Origin of the sequence: Pseudomonas sp. Irchel s3f7, from assembly GCF_900187615.1 — a bacterium.
Classification (GTDB): Bacteria; Pseudomonadota; Gammaproteobacteria; order Pseudomonadales; family Pseudomonadaceae; genus Aquipseudomonas.
On the sequence record NZ_FYDO01000030.1, the window covers coordinates 46,462 to 64,476 of the forward strand.

Consider the following 18,015-nt stretch of genomic DNA (forward strand, 5'->3'; position numbering starts at 1 on the left):
GTGTTTTGGGCGCTGGAAAACTGAACTGCCCGTCATCGCATCAGTCGCATGCATAAGCAGCCCTGAGTCAGAGGAGCCAACGTGGCCAGTCATCCGAAGCAGCAGGCAACGGAATCGTTGCCGTTGGATCCCCCCGCCGCGATTCATCGGCTGTGCGTGCTGACGGTCAATACCCACAAGGGTTTTACCGCGCTCAACCGGCGCTTCATTCTGCCGGAGCTGCGTGAAGCGGTGCGCAGCACATCGGCGGATCTGGTGTTTCTGCAGGAAGTTGTCGGTGAACACGAGCGTCACTCCTCACGCTTTAGCGACTGGCCGCAAACCTCTCAATACGAGTTCCTCGCCGACAGCATGTGGAGCGACTTTGCCTATGGCCGCAACGCCGTGTACCCCAACGGCCATCATGGCAATGCCCTGCTGTCGAAGTACCCGATCCGCGAATACCGCAATCTCGACGTGTCCATCACCGGCCCCGAACGTCGCGGCCTGCTGCATTGCGTGCTGGATGTCCCCGGCCATGCCGAAGTGCATGCGATTTGTGTGCACCTGAGCCTGCTCGAAAGTCATCGCCAACTGCAATTGCAGTTGCTCTGCCAATTGCTCGAATCCCTGCCTGAGGATGCGCCGGTGATCGTCGCCGGCGATTTTAATGACTGGCAGCTACAGGGCAACGCCACCCTCGCCCGCCACGATTACCTGCACGAAGCCTTCGAGCGCCACCACGGCCGACCCGCCAAGACTTACCCCGCGCGTTTTCCCTTGCTGCGCCTGGACCGCATCTACCTGCGCAACGCCAACAGTCATAAGCCGCGAATCCTCGGGAATAAACCCTGGACGCATCTGTCCGATCATTTGCCGTTGGCGGTGGAAGTGCATCTTTGAATTCAATGCGGCGCAGCGCAGCTGTGTTTCGTGATGCCGATACCCCATCGGCGACTCCAGCATTATCGACAGCAGCCAGCCACGGTGAACAAACGGCAACCCAGGCGTGAGGGCCCGCTGCCCATCGCGAAAAAGGCTCTAGCACGCAGTTTTTTTGACGTTTCATCTAACAAACAAGAGCTTAGAGACGCGCCGTAAATCAGTCACTTAAATGACCTGAAATACCAATACCGCTTATCGGCCATTTTCTTGACGCAGCGGGTTGGGTCTTCTTGACTTCACGTTACTACCCCGGAAGTAACATCAGGACAAGCCATCGGCGCCCGTAAAAACGGGCAGCTTATGGCGTGCCCTAATCCATTCGGTCGCCCCTCACTCGGGGTAGGAGAGACGCCATAAGCGAGATCCAGCATGCGATTGCAAGGTAGACCTCCATGAAAACCACCCTCACCCCAAAAGAGATCAAAGTCACTTTTTGCACTGTCTCGAGTTCACTCCTGCTGTGTTCGTCCATGGAAGTGCAGGCCGACCCTGCCGAAGAAGACACCCTCCCGTGGTACCAGCAGGAAATCCCGACGCTCAGCCTGTCTACCCTTGCAACCACCTACCCTCACCAGTTCAGCGCCCGTCCCGACCTGCGAAGTTCGAAACTGACCGTCGAAGACGCCGCGCCTTCGGCCTGGGACCAACTCTATGGCCAGGCTTCACGCCAGGCGCAAACCGACTACCTGTCGCTGGACTCTGCCGGCCATGGCGCCAGTGACCTCAAGGGCCCGGCGATCCTGACCCTGCAAAGCACCAGCGGGCATACCCAGCGTGTGGGACTGGTGGGTGGCACACACCAGATTCAGTTCAATGGCAACGGCGTACGAACACCTGCCGCACTGTCCGATCCCGCCAGCGACATGCTCAACCTTCAAGGCCAGAGCCTGGGCGCCTATTGGAGCTTGACCGGGCCTCAAGGCTGGCACGTCGACTTGACGGCAAGCGGTGGCCGGGTCAACGGTTTCAGCCGCAATGAACAAGGCGCCCGCCAAGCCACCGAAGGCAGCGCAGTGACGCTGTCGGTCGAAGGCGGCTTCCCGATCGGTCTGGGTGACAACTGGGTGATTGAACCCCAGGCGCAGTTGATCAATCAGCGCATCACGCTGGACACGCCCTACGCGGGCTCGGGCAACGCTTCATCCACTGACGTGACGTCCTGGAGCGGCCGGGTCGGTGCGCGTTTGAAAGGTAGTTACGACATCAGCGGTCTGCCCGTCGAACCCTACGTGCGGACCAACTTGTGGCACACGGTGTACACCGGCAACACGGTGACACTCGATGAAGTCGACAAGATCAGCAGCAGCCGCAAGTCGTCGACCGTCGAACTGGGCCTGGGCCTGGTCGCCAGGGTGACTCCGGCGGTGAGCCTGTACGTCAGCGCCGATTACAGCAGTGACGTGGATGACAATGATCTGAACGGGTTGATCGGCAGCCTGGGTGTGCGGATGCGCTGGTGAGGCTTGTATTGGCCGGGCTGACGTTATCGCGAGCAAGCTCGCGCCTGCAGGCATCACACCAAACCCTGCAGGAGCGAGCTTGCTCGCGATGAACGCAACGCGGTTTCGGATCAGTCTCCCGGCCGCAGAATCAACACCGCCAACGGCGGCAAATTCAGGGCCAGCGACAACGCCTGACCATGGCTTGGCGTCTCCTCGGCCAGAACCCCGCCTTCATTGCCGTAATTGGACCCGGCATAGGTCGCTGAATCGCTGTTCATCAATTCCTTCCAGCGCCCGGCAAACGGCACGCCTACGCGATAGGCCTCACGAGGCACCGGCGTGAAGTTGGCCACCACGAGGATCGGCTCGCCCTCCTTGCTCCAGCGCAACCACGCATAGACGCTGTTGATCGCATCGTCGCCGATCAGCCACTGGAAACCCTGCGGCACGTCATCCTGCTCGTGCAGCGCCGGCTCTTCCCGGTACAGGCGATTGAGGTCGGCGACCAGTTTCTGCACGCCTTGGTGCTCGGGGTACTGCAACAGATACCAATCCAGTTGCTGATCGTGGTTCCACTCGCGCCACTGGCCGAACTCGCAGCCCATGAACAACAGCTTCTTGCCCGGATGGGTCCACATGAAACTCAGGTAGGCCCGCAGGTTGGCGAATTTCTGCCAGCGGTCGCCGGGCATCTTGTCGATCAGCGAGTGTTTGCCGTGCACCACTTCATCATGGGAAATCGGCAAGATGAAGCGCTCGGACCAAGCATAAACCAGGCCGAAACTCAGTTCATTGTGGTGATGCGCGCGGTACACCGGGTCTTGCTGGATGTAATGCAGCGAATCGTGCATCCAGCCCATGTTCCATTTATAGGCAAAGCCCAAACCGCCCTGCTGCGTGCTCTGGCTCACGCCCGGCCACGCGGTGGACTCCTCGGCAATCACCAAGGCACCCGGCGCTTCCAGGGCGACGACGTCGTTGAGATGACGCAGGAAGTCGATGGCTTCCAGATTCTCCCGGCCGCCATGACGGTTCGGCACCCACTCACCGGCCTTGCGCGAATAGTCGCGGTACAGCATCGACGCCACGGCATCGACCCGCAGGCCGTCGACATGGAAATGCTTGAGCCAGTGCAGCGCCGACGCCAGCATGTAGCCGTGCACCTCGGTGCGGCCAAGGTTATAGATCAGCGTGTCCCAGTCCTGATGAAAACCTTCCTGGGGGTTACCGTATTCATAGAGTGCGGTTCCGTCGAACTGCGCCAGACCGTGGGTGTCGGTAGGGAAATGCGCCGGCACCCAGTCGAGGATCACGCCGAGCCCCGCCACGTGACAGGCGTTGACGAACGCCGCGAATTGATCCGGCGTGCCGTAGCGCGCACTCGGGGCGAATTGCGCCAGCAGTTGATAACCCCAGGAGCCACCAAACGGGTGCTCCATGATTGGCATCAGTTCGATATGGGTAAAACCCAGTTCCTTGACGTACGGAATCAAACGCTCGGCCAGTTCCGGCCAGGTGTACTGGCGGGCCACTTCGCCCAGATCATCCAGTTCGCATTGCCACGATCCGGCGTGCAGTTCATAGATCGACAAAGGCGCGCCAGGGTGATGGCGATCGCCTCGGGACATCATCCAGTCCTGGTCCTGCCAATCGACTTGCAGCGGCGAAGCGACTTTCGACGCTGTGTCCGGCGGCAGGGTCGTTGCCAGTGCCACGGGGTCGGCCTTCAGCGGCAGAATCCCCTGGGCGCCAAGGATCTCGTACTTGTAGGCCTCTCCCGCTTGCAGGCGCGGGATGAACAATTCCCAGACGCCGGTGGGATGGCGCAGGCGCATCGGATGACGACGCCCATCCCACACGTTGAAATCACCGACCACCGAGACCCTTCTGGCATTCGGTGCCCACACGGCGAAACGCACGCCATCGACGCCGTCGACCGACTTCAGTTGCGCGCCGAGGCAGGCACTCAGATCGCGGTGATTGCCCTCGGCAAACAGGTACAAATCCATTTCGCCCAGCAACGCGCCGAAGCTGTAAGGGTCTTCGGCCAGTTGCTCGCCACCCGCCCAGCGTGTACGCAGCAGGTAAGGCTGAGCCCGCTCGAAATGCCCGACAAACAACCCCGGCGTCTGTGTGTGCTCAAGGTCGCCAAGTTCGTCGCCGGTCGCTTTGTCCACCACCTGGACACTCAGGGCGTCAGGCAGATAAGCCCGGATAAACTGCCCGCCGGCACCATCGCCGTGGGGACCGAGAATGGAAAACGGGTCGATGTGTTCAGCGCGTACCAGCGCATCGATATCCCGCGCCCTGGGTAGCAGCGCTGCTTTGTGATCACCCTGTTCCTTGTTCGAGATACTCATGACTACTCTCCACCAAGATCGGAAAAGGGTTTAAGCCCACTCAGTAATCCATACAAACCGTGCAACGGCACAGGTAGCCAGGTCGGGCGATTCTCAGCCTCGTAGGCTACTTCATACGCCGCTTTCTCCAAACCGAACAACGCCAGCGCGGCATCTTCACTGTCCGGATCTTGCCATGCATGGCCAAGACCGGCAGCCGCTAGCCGATAAGCGTCGACGAACGACTTCCGCGCCTCCTTCAAGTAGCGCTCGGCAACCCGCACGCGTGCCGCATCGGCCACCGCGGTGTTGTCGACGCTGTGCACGTTCATCGTCATCGCCGCAGCGTAGTCGAAGGAGCGCAACACGCCGCTGACATCTTTGTAGGGGCTGTGTTTGGCCCTTCGTTCATGCAGCGGTCGTGCCGGTTCGCCCTCGAAGTCGATCAGGTACGCATCGCCCTTGATCACCAGCACCTGCCCCAAATGCAAATCGCCATGCACGCGAATCTGCAAGCCACCCGCGGTCTTTTTGCCCAATGCCTGGACATGCCCGAGGATGGCTTTTTTGTTGTCCAGCAAACGGCTGACCAGGGTTTTGTCCGCCGGGTCCAGTTCGTTTTGATGATGTTTGAGCAACGTCAACGCATGTTCGATTTGCGCCGCAACGTGCTTGGCCGAAGCCAGTGCATCTTTCTGTGTAGTGACCTGCGGAGCAAAGTCCGGGTTGGCACTCGGCGCCGCCAGCACCTGATGCATTTCCCCCAGGCGCTGGCCCAGCATGCCGGCGAAATCTTTCAATTCGCCGAGCGCGTTGTAATGCTGTGCCTGTTCGGACACAGCGTCAGCCAGTTCATCGCGCAGCGCCCGCTCGAGGTTGTTCTGCGTCCATTCCCAGGCGTCGCCCTGGTTGCTCAAATAGCCTTGGGCGATCATCAGCAAATTGTCTTCACCGGCACCATCGCGACGCACCACGGCACCCAGCAGCGGCGAAATATGCTGGAAGCCCGCTGCCGTCAGGCAGGCGCTCATTTCCAGTTCCGGGTGCACGCCGGATGCGACTTTGCGGATCAGCTTCAACACCAGGCTGTTGCCGATCACCACGGAACTGTTGGATTGCTCGGCGGACAGATAACGCACCGGCGATTCGGCGTTCAGGCCAAGTTTTTCCAGCTCGGCGGTGGCTTCGAAGCGAATGTCACCCTCGCTCGACTGCAACACCGTGCCGGCCTGAATGCCTTGCAGCACGGCGTGGACAAAGGTTTCCAGACTGAAGGCATCCGTGATCAAGCCGACCTGACGCACGCGCCGAACCCGAGACAGGGCCAATTGCTGCGGCAGCGCCGCGCCGACTTGCTCCTCCGGAATAAAGCCGAACGGCAACAGGTAACGGCTGGTCTGCCCAGCGCTGGTGACTTCGACTTCACTGAGCAACACCGGATGTTCCGAATCGCCAAAACGCACGCCGTAGGCCAGATTCACCTGTTCGATGGCCGTATCCTTGCCGGCGAACCAGCGGCGGTTCTGCAGCCAGCTCGGCAGGATCTGCTGCTCCAGCGCGGTGCGGGACGGCGCTTCGAGCAGTTCTTCCATGCGCTGTTTCAGCACCAGCGTGGTGAAGTCCGGCAGGCTTTGCGCCGGTTCCACATGCCAACTCGGCATCTGGTTTTCTGCCGCCAGGCCGAACCAGTAGAAACCGTAGGGCGGCAGCGTCAGCAGGAAACTCAACTGACCGATGGGCGGGAACGCGTTACCGCCCAGCATCTCCACCGGCACCATGCCGACGTAGGCCGACAAGTCCAGCTCTGCCGCCTGGGCACTGCGCGATACGTTGGCCACGCACAGAATGATTTCGTACTTGCCGTCCAGCCCGGTGTATTCGCGGGTGTACGCCAGAATCCGCCGATTGCTCGGCGACAGCATCTTCAATGTCCCGCGCCCGAACGCCTTGGATTGCTTGCGCACGGCGAGCAGACGCCGGGTCCAGTTCAATAGTGAATGCGGATCGCCGGCCTGGGTTTCAACGTTGACCGACAGGTAGCCGTACTGCGGGTCGAGAATCGGCGGCAACACCAGGCTGGCCGGGTCGGCACGGGAGAAACCGCCGTTGCGGTCGATCGACCACTGCATGGGTGTGCGCACCCCGTCGCGGTCGCCGAGGTAGATGTTGTCGCCCATGCCGATTTCATCGCCGTAATACAGGGTCGGCGTGCCGGGCATCGACAGCAGCAGGCTGTTGAGCAGCTCCACGCGGCGACGATCACGCTCCATCAACGGCGCGAGACGGCGGCGAATCCCCAGGTTGATTCGCGCACGACGGTCAGCGGCGTAGTAATTCCACAGGTAGTCGCGCTCCTTGTCGGTGACCATTTCCAGGGTCAGCTCATCGTGGTTGCGCAGGAAAATGGCCCACTGGCAGTTGGCAGGAATATCCGGTGTCTGGCGCAGAATGTCGGTGATCGGGAAGCGATCTTCCTGGGCCAGTGCCATGTACATGCGCGGCATCAACGGAAAATGAAACGCCATGTGGCATTCATCGCCGTTCAGGCCTTTCTTGTCGGAGTCGCCGAAATACAACTGCGTGTCTTCGGGCCATTGATTGGCCTCGGCCAGCAGCATGCGGTCGGGGTAATTGGCGTCGATTTCAGCGCGGATCTTTTTCAGGACGTCATGGGTTTCCGGCAGGTTTTCGTTGTTGGTGCCGTCGCGCTCGATCAGGTACGGAATGGCGTCCAGCCGTAGGCCGTCGATGCCCATGTCGAGCCAGTAACGCATGACCGACAGCACCGCTTTCATCACCTGCGGGTTATCGAAATTGAGGTCTGGCTGGTGGGAGTAGAAACGGTGCCAGAAGTACTGGCCGGCGACCGGGTCCCAGGTCCAGTTGGACTTCTCGGTGTCGAGAAAGATGATGCGGGTACCGTCGTACTTTTGATCGTCATCGGACCACACGTAGAAATCCCGCGCCGCCGAGCCCTTTTTGGCCTTGCGCGCTCGCTGGAACCAGGCGTGCTGGTCAGACGTGTGATTGATGACCAGTTCGGTAATCACCCGCAGGCCACGTTTATGCGCCTCGGCGATGAAGCGCTTGGCGTCGGCCATGGTCCCGTAGTCGCTGTGCACACCGCGGTATTCGGCAATGTCGTAGCCGTCATCGCGACGGGGCGACGGGTAGAACGGCAACAGCCAGATGGTGTTGACGCCCAGATCGGCGATGTAATCGAGCTTGGCGATCAGGCCGGGAAAGTCGCCGATTCCGTCGTTGTTGGAGTCGAAATAGGATTTAACGTGAACCTGATAGATCACCGCATCCTTGTACCAGAGCGGGTCCTTGATGAAGGTGGCTGCTTTGGGTTTCTTCGCCATTTGAAACTCCTGCTCAATTCAGTCGGGCAATTATGCAAGCGACGCCGGCCCTCTGTAGGAGCCGGCTTGCCGGCGATAGCGGTGTATCAGGCCTCATCCATGTAGATTGATGCGCAGCCATCGCCAGCAAGCCGGCTCCTACAGGTCTATGTTGCCCTCTCGCCACGGGTGTCTGTGATGTATTTATGAGGCGCTAATCCGCCAAATCCCGAAGGGTTGATACGCCGGGTCGATCCGCATGAACTGGTACTTGCCGTGCCACGTCCAGCGATGGCCGTTCATCAAGTCTTCGCCCTGGGTATTGGCGTCGTCGGGCAAGCCCATTTCCCACAACGGCAACTCGAAATTCGCCTCCTGGACGTTATGCGGATCAAGGCTGACCGCCACCAGAATGAAGTTGCTGCCATCGGCGCTGCGTTTGCCGAAGTAAAGAATGTTGTCATTCCAGGCGTTGTAGATTTTCAGGCCCAAATGCGTGTGCAACGCCGGGTTCTGGCGGCGGATGCGGTTGAGCTGGGCGATCTCGGCAATGATGTTGCCCGGTGCATTGAAGTCCCGGGGACGGATCTCGTACTTCTCCGAGTCGAGGTATTCCTCCTTGCCCGGTACCGGTGCGGATTCGCAGAGCTCGAAACCGGAATACATGCCCCACAGGCCCGAGCCCATGGTCGCCAGTACCGCGCGAATGAGAAAACCGGGGCGACCGGACTCGTGAAGAAAGGCCGGGTTGATGTCCGGGGTATTGACGAAAAAATTCGGCCGGTAGCATTCACGCCACGGCGATTGATTGAGTTCGGTGAAGTAGGTCGCCAGCTCGGACTTGGTGTTGCGCCAGGTGAAATAGGTGTAGCTCTGGGAATAACCGACCTTGCCCAGCCGCGCCATCATCGCCGGCGTGGTGAACGCTTCCGCGAGAAAGATCACTTCGGGGTACAGCGCACGCACATCAGCAATCAGCCACTGCCAGAACGGCAACGGCTTGGTGTGCGGGTTGTCGACGCGGAAAATTTTCACGCCTTCCTCGACCCATCCCACCACGATGTCGCGCAATTCGATCCAGAGGCTGGGAATCGCCTCGACGGCATAGAAGTCGACGTTGACGATGTCCTGGTATTTCTTCGGCGGGTTTTCCGCGTATTTGATCGTGCCGTCGGGCCGCCAGTTGAACCAGCCGGGATGTTGCTTGAGCCACGGATGATCCTGGGAACACTGAATGGCAAAATCGAGGGCGATCTCCAGGCCATGGGCCGCGGCCTCCGCGACCAGACGCCGGAAGTCTTCGCGCGAGCCCAGCTGCGAATGAATCGCCTCGTGCCCGCCCTCCTCGCTGCCTATGGCATAGGGGCTGCCCGGATCATCGGGGCCGGCGGTGAGGGAATTGTTCGGGCCTTTGCGGTAGCTGCGCCCAATGGGGTGAATCGGCGGAAAGTACAGCACGTCGAAACCCATGTCCTGGATCATCGCCAGCCGTGAGTGCACATCGTTGAAGGTGCCGTGGCGGGCCGGATCGTCAGTGATCGATCGGGGGAACAGCTCATACCAACTGGCGAATTGCGCCAATTCACGCTCAACATCCAGTGGGTATTCAGGACTCAGACTGAGGTAGGCGCGATGATCGGCCTGGGCCATCAGGCCGGCGCTACGCTGGTGCAGAAACAGCGCGACCTGCTCGGTTTCGAGCAGGCCTGAGAGTTCATGGTGCAGCGCCGCGAGTTGCTCGCTGAGCTGACCTTCCGAGCGTTCGGCGGCTTGCTGAACGTGAAGCCGGCCTTCCTGCAATTCCAGACTGACCGGCACCGCGGCGGCGTGCTTCTTTTCCAGTTCGTAACGGAAACTGGCGAACTGATCGATCCAGGCCTCGATGCAAAACAGATAACGGCCCTGCAGGGGGACACGGAATCGACCCTGCCAACCGTTATTGCCCACGTCGGCCATGACATCGCTTTGCCAGGTGTCCTCGCCTTCGGCATGCCAGCGCACCCGCACCGCCAATTTGTCGTGGCCGTCGGCAAACACCTTGGCGGTCACCACCACGTCCTGCCCCACCACGGCCTTGACTGCGAACTGCCCGCCTTCGAGGGTCGGCATGGCGTTTTCAATGACGATGCGCGGCAGCAACAACGCCTGCGACAGCGGGATGTGCGGGTTGTAGCTCAACTCCGTGGGTTTTTCGGCCGTCATCGAGCTTCTCTCCTTATTACGCCCCATGGACGCGCGTGTGGCTGTTGAACATCCCTGCCGGGCGATCCGCCCCGGGATGGACTCACTTAGATTCCGAGCAACAGGCGTCCGGAAAAGTTCAGCACAATCGGGCGGGAATCAAATCCATCGCCGGGCGGTCAACCCCTATAAGAGGCGTCATCCAACTTAAGCACGACTCACGCCATGTGCCACTGGAGGCTAAACAATGAACAATCCCTTCCCCGCTGAAACCCCCGATCCCAACATCGACAACCCGGTGATACCGCCCAGCGATCCGCAGCCGATCCCTGAAAAGGACCCGCCCGGCACCAACCCGCCACCCCGCGAAGAACCGCCACCAACAATGCCGCCGGTCATCGTGAAACCTTGACCGGTAGACCTGCCGAAGGCTGCGCCTACGGGGTGTGATCCTTTTCAAACACCTTTACGATTCGCGGCATCAGGCTGAACACTCCCAACGCCAACAACGTACTGAGCACCGCCGTGGCTTCGCGCCCTAATCCGGCCGCGACGCCAATGGCAGCGGTCATCCACAACCCTGCGGCGGTGGTCAGGCCTTTGACGTGGCCTTCATCCCCTTCGTGGTTTTTCAGAATGGTGCCGGCGCCGAGAAACCCGATCCCGGCAATAACGCCCTGTACCACCCGGCTCATGGCATCGGCCTGGGAACCTGACATCTGCGGCACCAATACAAACAGCGCCGCCCCCATCGCCACCAACATGTGGGTGCGAACACCGGCAGCCTTGCCCTGATGCTCGCGTTCAAACCCGAGAATCCCGCCCAATACCGCGGCCATCAGCAAACGCACGGTTACCCGCGTCAATTGCGAGGCGTCGCCGATGTCGGTGAACTCGGCTTGCAGGGTTACCCACACTTCATGCCACCAAGCGTTCATCGCGTTTGACCCTGTGAATGACTGTTAGAGGGTGGACCGCGCCGACCATTAATCGGTTGCATAGAACGATACCTCGCCGTTGCGGCCTGACACTTCAGGTTCCCCCGAAAAAAGGATTCCTCCATGACCGTGCGCATCGAAAACCAGACGTGCTTTTTCATCACAAACAATGGCGAAGAAATCCGACTATGCCCGGACGTCACGATCATCACCGATGCTGAAAAATCCATGTCTGCCGTGGACCTCGAAGGCCAGCGCATCTACATCACCGAAGCAGAAGCCGATGCATTGACCGTAGCAGGCGCGGTGGACGGCCGTCGGCACTTGAAAGAGACCGACAGTCATTCGGTGATTTGACCGAGCTTGATCAACACCGCCGCAAACGCTTGCGACAGATGCTTCAAGTTGACGCAGGCAGGCGCTTACAGCCCATCTGATCCGCTTTTTATTGGATTACCTGAGTCTGTTATGCAAACAGATCGCCGCGCATAGTTGCTCACGCCTGATGGAGGCTGATGAGCGAAAGACCATGAGCGAAAGAATCCCCGTCCGAACCGTAGAAACATTCGAGCCTTTACCCACGCATAAGATCAAGGCCAAATCCAGCGACAACCTGATCCACACCCGCAGCTTTACCGGTCTGTTTCGTACCCTGCGCCTGAGTGGCGCCGGCGTTCTGTTTTTGCTGTTCTTCGGCACCGTGTGGTTGAACTGGGGTGGCCGCCAGGCAGTGCTCTGGGACCTTTCCGAAAGCAAGTTCCATATTTTCGGCGCCACGTTCTGGCCGCAGGATTTCATCCTGCTGTCCGCGCTGTTGATCATCGCCGCGTTTGGTCTGTTTGCGATCACGGTGTTTGCCGGTCGTGTCTGGTGTGGTTACACCTGCCCGCAGAGCTCCTGGACGTGGATTTTCATGTGGTGCGAGAAAATCACCGAGGGCGAACGCAATCAGCGGATCAAACTGCAAGCAGCGCCCTGGAATCTGAACAAACTGATGCGCCGCTCGGCCAAGCACACGCTGTGGCTGGCAATCAGCCTGCTGACCGGCCTGACCTTCGTCGGCTACTTCACACCGATCCGGCCGCTGGCCGAAGAACTGCTGACCTTGCAAATGAGTGGGGTCAGTCTGTTCTGGGTGCTGTTTTTTACCGGCGCGACCTACATCAACGCCGGCTGGCTGCGCGAAGCGGTGTGCATGCACATGTGTCCGTATGCGCGTTTCCAGAGCGTGATGTTCGACAAAGACACCCTGACCATTTCCTACGACGTGGCGCGCGGCGAAAACCGTGGCCCGCGCAAACGCGAGGTCAAACCCGCCGACGTCGGCCTGGGCGATTGCATCGATTGCCAGCTCTGCGTGCAGGTCTGCCCGACCGGCATCGATATCCGCGATGGTTTGCAGATGGAATGCATCGGCTGTGCGGCGTGCATTGATGCCTGCGATTCGATCATGGACAAAATGGGCTACGAGCGCGGGTTGATCAGCTACACCTCGGAACATCAGTTGCAGGGTGGCAAGACACATCTGCTGCGTCCTCGGCTGATCGGCTACACCGCCGTACTGCTGGTGATGATCGCTGCGCTGGTGATTGCGCTCGTGGAACGGCCGATGGTCTCACTCGATGTCAGCAAGGACCGTGGTCTGTTCCGCGAGAACAGCCTGGGCCAGATCGAAAACATCTACAGCCTGAAGGTGATCAACAAAACTCAACAGCATCAGGACTACCGACTGTCTCTCGTCGAGGGCGACGGCTTCCAGTTGCAGGGCAAAACCGACCTGAGCCTGGCACCGGGCGAGATTGTCGATGTGCCGGTGTCAGTGGCGATGACCACCGAACGCCCGGCCAGCGGTTCGCAGAGCATCGAGTTCAAGGTTGAAGACAGCGATGAACCAGGCATTTACAGCGCAGCGAAGAGCCGGTTTGTTGCGCCGATGAATCGTTGAGCCGTTAAGATGCTGACCTTTGTGGCGAGGGAGCTTGCTCCCGTTCGGCTGCGCAGCAGACGCAAAGCGTTGAACGCGAGCTCGCCTGATACACCCTGCCAGCAGGTTTGAGGGGCGCTTCGCACCCCAGCGGGAGCAAGCTCCCTCGCCACAGAACCCGTTCGACATTCTTCCATTGCGGGCAATCGATGAAACGCTACGAAAAATTCGCCGACGACATCGCTGAACTGATCCGCTCCGGCGTTCTTGGCCCTGGTCACCGCGTACCGTCGGTGCGGTATGCCAGCCAGACTTATGGCGTCAGCCCGTCCACGGTGTTCCAGGCCTATTACCTGCTGGAGCGTCGCGGCCTGATCCGCGCCCGGCCTCGCTCCGGGTATTTCGTCAATGCGCACACGCCCAGTCAGTTTTCCGAGCCGGTGATCAGCAGCGAGGTCAACGAGTCCACCGAGGTCGATGTCAGCGAACTGGTGTTCTCGGTGCTGGACTCGATCAAGGACCCGAACACCGTACCCTTCGGCTCGGCGTTCCCCAGCCCGACCCTGTTTCCCCTGCAACGCTTGTCCCGCTCCCTGGCCAGCGCCACCCGCGAGATGGACCCGCGCATGGTCGTCACCGACATGTCGCCGGGCAACCCGCAACTGCGCCGGCAAATCGCCCTGCGCTACATGGTCGGCGGCCTGATGCTGCCCATGGAAGAACTGCTGATCACCAACGGTGCGCTCGAAGCGTTGAACCTGTGCCTGCAAGCGGTCACCGAACCCGGCGACCTGGTCGCCATCGAAGCCCCGGCGTTCTATGCCTGCCTGCAAGTATTGGAACGCCTGAAACTCAAAGCCGTGGAAATCCCCGTGCACCCGCGCGACGGCATTGACCTCGGCGTGCTCGCGCAAACCCTGGAGCGCCACCCGATCAAGGTTTGCTGGTGCATGACCAGTTTCCAGAACCCCATGGGCGCGACCATGCCCGAGGCGAAGAAACAGGCACTGGTCGAGTTGTTGCGCCGCCATGAAGTGCCGCTGATTGAAGACGATGTCTACGCCGAACTGTATTACGGCCAGCAAGCCCCGAAACCGGCCAAGGCATTTGATACCGAAGGCCTGGTGATGCACTGCGGTTCGTTCGCCAAAAGCCTAGCCCCCGGATACCGCATCGGCTGGGTCGCGGCCGGGCGCTACGCACAGAAAATCGAACGCCTGAAACTCATGACTTCGCTGTGCGCCTCAATGCCCGCCCAGGCCGCCATTGCCGATTATCTGCAACACGGCGGTTACGACCGGCACCTGCGCAAACTGCGTCACGCATTGGAAGATCAGCAAAGCGCCATGCTCGCCGCCATCGCCCGGTACTTCCCGGCGCAGACGCGCGTCAGCCAACCGGCCGGCGGCTACTTTCTGTGGCTGGAGTTGCCGGAGCAAATGGATTCGTTGAAGTTGTTTCAGATGGCGCTGGCGCAAGGCATCAGCATTGCACCGGGGCCGATCTTTTCACCGACGCAGCGCTTCAGAAACTGTATTCGGCTGAATTACGGCAGTCCGTGGACTGAGGATTCGGAGAAGGCGATGGAGACGTTGGGGCGGATTGTGCGGTCGTTCTGATAAAAGCAAGTTCGCTCCTGCAGGGTTATCTGTGAACACCACAAACCCACTGTAGGAGCGAGCATGCTCGCGATGAGGCCGGCACTGACAACACCAATCCCGGGGTTTAGCGCCCACCCCCCAAATCAACAAACGTCCCCGTCGCATAAGACGCCTTGTCCGACAACAACCAGACAATCGCTTCCGCCACTTCATCCGGCCGCCCGCCCCGCGCCATCGGAATGGCTGATTCGAGCTTGCTGACCCGATCCGGATCGCCGCTCAACGCATGGAAATCGGTGTAGATGTAGCCAGGGCGCACCGCATTGACACGAATCCCCTCACCCGCCACTTCCTTGGACAGGCCGATGGTGAAGGTGTCCAGCGCACCTTTGGAGGCGGCGTAGTCGACATATTCATTGGGTGACCCCAGGCGCGCCGCCACCGACGACACATTGACGATGCTGCCGCCCTGCCCGCCGTGTCTGGGCGACATGCGCAGGACCGCGTGCTTGGCGCACAGCATCGGCGCCAGAACGTTGGTCTTGAGGATTTTGAGAATACGGAATTCGGACATTTCCTCGACCCGGGACTTTTGTCCGACCGTGCCGGCGTTGTTCACCAGTGCCGTGACCCGCCCCAGTTCGGCGTCCACCCGGTTAAACAGCGCGATGACTTCGTCTTCAATGCTGACATCCGCGCGCACCGCGATGGCTTGCGCGCCGAGGGCGCGGACTTGCTCCAGCACAGCGTGAGCGGCCTGCTCATCGGCCAGATAGTTGATGCAGATCCGATAGCCCTTCGAGGCTGCCAACAGGGCGGTGGCAGCACCGATGCCGCGGCTGCCGCCGGTAATGACGATGACTTTATCCATGCGAGCTTTTCCCCCAGTCCAAGCGTAAGCAGTCGAGGTTCAGAATAACCGTGATTCAGAGTTTTGCATGGCCTCACATCAACACTTGACTGGCGACGAGCTGCTCTGCACGGTGGATTTCCATCATGAAGTGCTCAGCCGGCAACGGGTGGCCGAGCAAGTAGCCTTGCAGCGAATCGCACCCCAGCTGAGTCAGGAAGTCCTGCTGGACACCGGTTTCCACACCCTCGGCAACAATGCGCAACCCCAACGCCTGACCCAGCGCAACGATGGCCGAGACAATGGCCGCATCATCGCTGTCACGTTCCAGGTCACGGACAAATCCGCGATCGATCTTCAGCTCATTGGCCGGCAAGCGCTTGAGGTACATCAGGCTCGAATAACCGGTGCCAAAGTCATCGATGGACAGGTCAACGCCCATGTCCGACAGTTCCTGAAGCACGGTCATGCTGGCATCGGCGTCGTTCATGGCGGTGGTTTCGGTGATTTCCAGGGTCAGGCTGTTGGCCGGCAGATGGTGCGTGGCCAGGGCTTTGGCGACGCTCTGCACCAGACCGGCGTGACAGAACTGGATGGCCGACAGGTTCACCGCGATGCGCCAGTCGGTGTAACCCAGCACGTACCACTCGCGCATTTGTCGGCAAGCTTCATTGAGCACCCACTCGCCAATTGGAATGATCAGGCCGGTCTTTTCCGCCAGATCGATGAACTTGTCCGGCAACAGCATCCCCTGGGTCGGGTGTTGCCAGCGCAGCAGGGCCTCGGCACCGATTGGCTGGCCATTGCTGGCATCGAACTTCGGCTGGTAATACAGGCTGAACTCTCGAAGCTCCAGGGCGTTGCGCAAATCCTGCAGCAGTTGCAATTGCCGGCGCGCATTACTGTTCATCGAGACATCGAAGAAGCTATAACCGTTTTTACCCGCCCCTTTGGCGTGATACATCGCCGCGTCGGCGTTCATCAGCAAATCCTGGGCAGTTTGGCCGTTGCCCGGGAAGAGCGCGATACCGACGCTGGCGGAGATGTGCAGATCATGCTCGGTGACGCGGAAGGACCGTGCGATCAAACTGACCTGACGCGCCGCGAGGTTCAAAGCGTCGTCCTGCTCGTTCAACTGCACCAGCAACACAAACTCATCACCGCCGATCCGCGCCAGGGTGTCGTGACTGCGCAAGTCTTCACGCAGACGCGCGGCCACCTCACACAACAACAGATCACCCATGTGATGTCCGAAGGCATCATTGACCGGCTTGAACCCGTCCAGATCGATGAACATCAAGGCAAAACAGCCGCCCTCTTCCTGCACCCGTGACATGGCCTGATCGATACGGTCGGCGAGCAGTATCCGGTTCGGCAGCCCGGTCAGGGTGTCATGCAGGGCCAGTTGGGTCAGCTCACGGTTGGCTTCGGTCAGCGACAGGGCCAGGCTGGCGGTGCGGGCCTCCAGACGCGCATCGAGGATCGACGTCAGCAAGGCAATACTCAACACAGCCAGCGTGGTGATCAGCACCAGATTATCCAGGCCATTGCCGTTCAAACCATTGACCGCCGCCCCGCAAAAACTGCCGTCGGCAAAACGCGCCGCGGCCATGCCGGTGTAGTGCATGCCGACAATGGCAATGCCCATGATCACGGCGGCGCCACCACGGATCAAACGCACATGAGGCGTGTGCTGGCGCAGGTGAAAGGCGATCCACAACGCCGCACCCGAAGCGCCCACGGCGATCAGCAAGGAGGCGCCAAACAGCGTCGGGTCGTAATCGATCCCCGGCTGCATGCGCATCGCCGCCATGCCGGTGTAATGCATCGCGCTGATTCCTGCGCCCATCACCAGCGCGCCGAACCCCAATTGCCAGGCCGGCAGTTTCGGCCGGCTGACCAGCCACAGGGCGAAACCGCTGGAGAGCACACCGATCAACAAGGACAGCGACGTAAGGGCGATGTCGTACCCCAGGTCAATCGGCAGCTTGAACGCGAGCATGCCGATAAAGTGCATCGACCACACGCCGATACCCATGGCGATGGCGCCGCCCGTCGTCCATAAATGCACGGCCCGCCCCTTGGCGGTGGCAATGCGACCGGTGAGGTCCAGCGCGGTATAGGACGCGAGAATCGCTACACAGAGGGAAATGATGACCAGCGTGGGTGAATAGCTACCGATGAGCATGGAGACGTCTCGAAATCACCGCCGTATTGCGTCCGTTCTCGGGGGTGCAAATGGCACGATTGTACTGATTCCAAAAGGGAACGCACTCACAATATAAGCAAAAGGCCATTAGTCCGATGAAACGCTTGTTTTACTGCTGGAGTGACCGAGCCAGACCCCTTTGTGGCGAGGGGGCTTGCCCCCGTTCGAGCGCGAAGCGGTCGCAAAATGCTGGCTGACTGATAATTTCGAGGGCCGCTTCGCAGCCCAACGGGGGCAAGCCCCCTCGCCACAGAAAAGCAGCC

Annotated in this window: 12 protein-coding genes; 6 read left to right on the forward strand and 6 right to left on the reverse strand. The window is 60.2% G+C overall.

Going from position 1 to position 18,015, the window contains the following annotated elements; genetic code table 11:
- The first annotated feature begins 81 nt into the window (after nt 1-81).
- Together CKW19_RS23130 and CKW19_RS23135 are read left to right on the forward strand one after the other, a co-directional pair.
- Nucleotides 82-882 (forward strand): endonuclease/exonuclease/phosphatase family protein, encoded by an 801-nt coding sequence (locus CKW19_RS23130; protein ID WP_095060124.1) that lies wholly within the window; start codon nt 82-84, stop codon nt 880-882.
- 434 nt (nt 883-1,316) lie between these two features.
- Nucleotides 1,317-2,384: an autotransporter outer membrane beta-barrel domain-containing protein gene (locus CKW19_RS23135; protein ID WP_095060126.1), complete on the forward strand. Its 1,068-nt coding sequence runs from the start codon at nt 1,317-1,319 to the stop codon at nt 2,382-2,384.
- 110 nt (nt 2,385-2,494) lie between these two features.
- On the opposite strand, the gene glgB is transcribed toward CKW19_RS23135, so the two are convergent.
- The 3 genes from glgB to CKW19_RS23150 all read right to left on the reverse strand — a co-directional run bounded on the left by glgB (nt 2,495) and on the right by CKW19_RS23150 (nt 10,251).
- Entirely contained in the window at nt 2,495-4,726 is a 2,232-nt protein-coding gene (gene glgB / locus CKW19_RS23140) for a 1,4-alpha-glucan branching protein GlgB (protein ID WP_095060127.1), read from the reverse strand.
- Nucleotides 4,727-4,728: 2 nt separating this feature from the next.
- Nucleotides 4,729-8,070: a maltose alpha-D-glucosyltransferase gene (treS, locus tag CKW19_RS23145; protein ID WP_095060128.1), complete on the reverse strand. Its 3,342-nt coding sequence runs from the start codon at nt 8,068-8,070 to the stop codon at nt 4,729-4,731.
- A 183-nt stretch (nt 8,071-8,253) separates the two neighbouring features.
- The gene (locus CKW19_RS23150; protein ID WP_095060129.1) at nt 8,254-10,251 is read right to left on the reverse strand and encodes an alpha-1,4-glucan--maltose-1-phosphate maltosyltransferase; all 1,998 of its coding nucleotides are present in this window, start codon (nt 10,249-10,251) and stop codon (nt 8,254-8,256) included.
- A 226-nt stretch (nt 10,252-10,477) separates the two neighbouring features.
- Between CKW19_RS23150 and CKW19_RS28885 the strand changes: the two genes are divergently transcribed.
- A complete protein-coding gene (locus CKW19_RS28885) occupies nt 10,478-10,642 on the forward strand; it encodes a hypothetical protein (protein ID WP_177408846.1) in 165 nt (54 codons plus the stop codon).
- Nucleotides 10,643-10,667: 25 nt separating this feature from the next.
- On the opposite strand, the gene CKW19_RS23155 is transcribed toward CKW19_RS28885, so the two are convergent.
- Nucleotides 10,668-11,168: an MgtC/SapB family protein gene (locus CKW19_RS23155; RefSeq protein ID WP_095060131.1), complete on the reverse strand. Its 501-nt coding sequence runs from the start codon at nt 11,166-11,168 to the stop codon at nt 10,668-10,670.
- Nucleotides 11,169-11,291: 123 nt separating this feature from the next.
- On the opposite strand from CKW19_RS23155, the gene CKW19_RS23160 reads away from it, so the two are divergent.
- From CKW19_RS23160 to mapR, 3 genes are all read left to right on the forward strand, one after another.
- A complete protein-coding gene (locus CKW19_RS23160; protein WP_095060133.1) occupies nt 11,292-11,525 on the forward strand; it encodes a DUF3203 family protein in 234 nt (77 codons plus the stop codon).
- Between the two features lie 172 nt (nt 11,526-11,697).
- Entirely contained in the window at nt 11,698-13,113 is a 1,416-nt protein-coding gene (gene ccoG, locus CKW19_RS23165; protein ID WP_095060135.1) for a cytochrome c oxidase accessory protein CcoG, read from the forward strand.
- A gap of 188 nt (nt 13,114-13,301) precedes the next feature.
- Entirely contained in the window at nt 13,302-14,711 is a 1,410-nt protein-coding gene (gene mapR, locus CKW19_RS23170; protein WP_095060136.1) for a GntR family transcriptional regulator MpaR, read from the forward strand.
- A gap of 106 nt (nt 14,712-14,817) precedes the next feature.
- Here the strand turns inward: mapR and CKW19_RS23175 are convergent, their stop codons facing one another.
- Complete coding sequence (locus CKW19_RS23175; protein WP_095060137.1) at nt 14,818-15,564, reverse strand: SDR family oxidoreductase; 747 nt, start codon at nt 15,562-15,564, stop codon at nt 14,818-14,820.
- 73 nt (nt 15,565-15,637) lie between these two features.
- The gene (locus CKW19_RS23180) at nt 15,638-17,731 is read right to left on the reverse strand and encodes a bifunctional diguanylate cyclase/phosphodiesterase (protein WP_095060138.1); all 2,094 of its coding nucleotides are present in this window, start codon (nt 17,729-17,731) and stop codon (nt 15,638-15,640) included.
- Nucleotides 17,732-18,015: the final 284 nt, after the last annotated feature.

What these genes read in the sequence shown, in the direction of transcription:
- CKW19_RS23180 (WP_095060138.1), bottom strand. Translation starts at nt 17,731, where the DNA reads ATGCTCATCGGTAGCTATTCACCCACGCTGGTCATCATTTCCCTCTGT.
- CKW19_RS23150 (WP_095060129.1), bottom strand. Translation starts at nt 10,251, where the DNA reads ATGACGGCCGAAAAACCCACGGAGTTGAGCTACAACCCGCACATCCCG.
- CKW19_RS23135 (WP_095060126.1), top strand. Translation starts at nt 1,317, where the DNA reads ATGAAAACCACCCTCACCCCAAAAGAGATCAAAGTCACTTTTTGCACT.
- CKW19_RS28885 (WP_177408846.1), top strand. Translation starts at nt 10,478, where the DNA reads ATGAACAATCCCTTCCCCGCTGAAACCCCCGATCCCAACATCGACAAC.
- treS (WP_095060128.1), bottom strand. Translation starts at nt 8,070, where the DNA reads ATGGCGAAGAAACCCAAAGCAGCCACCTTCATCAAGGACCCGCTCTGG.
- CKW19_RS23160 (WP_095060133.1), top strand. Translation starts at nt 11,292, where the DNA reads ATGACCGTGCGCATCGAAAACCAGACGTGCTTTTTCATCACAAACAAT.
- glgB (WP_095060127.1), bottom strand. Translation starts at nt 4,726, where the DNA reads ATGAGTATCTCGAACAAGGAACAGGGTGATCACAAAGCAGCGCTGCTA.
- ccoG (WP_095060135.1), top strand. Translation starts at nt 11,698, where the DNA reads ATGAGCGAAAGAATCCCCGTCCGAACCGTAGAAACATTCGAGCCTTTA.
- CKW19_RS23175 (WP_095060137.1), bottom strand. Translation starts at nt 15,564, where the DNA reads ATGGATAAAGTCATCGTCATTACCGGCGGCAGCCGCGGCATCGGTGCT.
- CKW19_RS23155 (WP_095060131.1), bottom strand. Translation starts at nt 11,168, where the DNA reads ATGAACGCTTGGTGGCATGAAGTGTGGGTAACCCTGCAAGCCGAGTTC.
- mapR (WP_095060136.1), top strand. Translation starts at nt 13,302, where the DNA reads ATGAAACGCTACGAAAAATTCGCCGACGACATCGCTGAACTGATCCGC.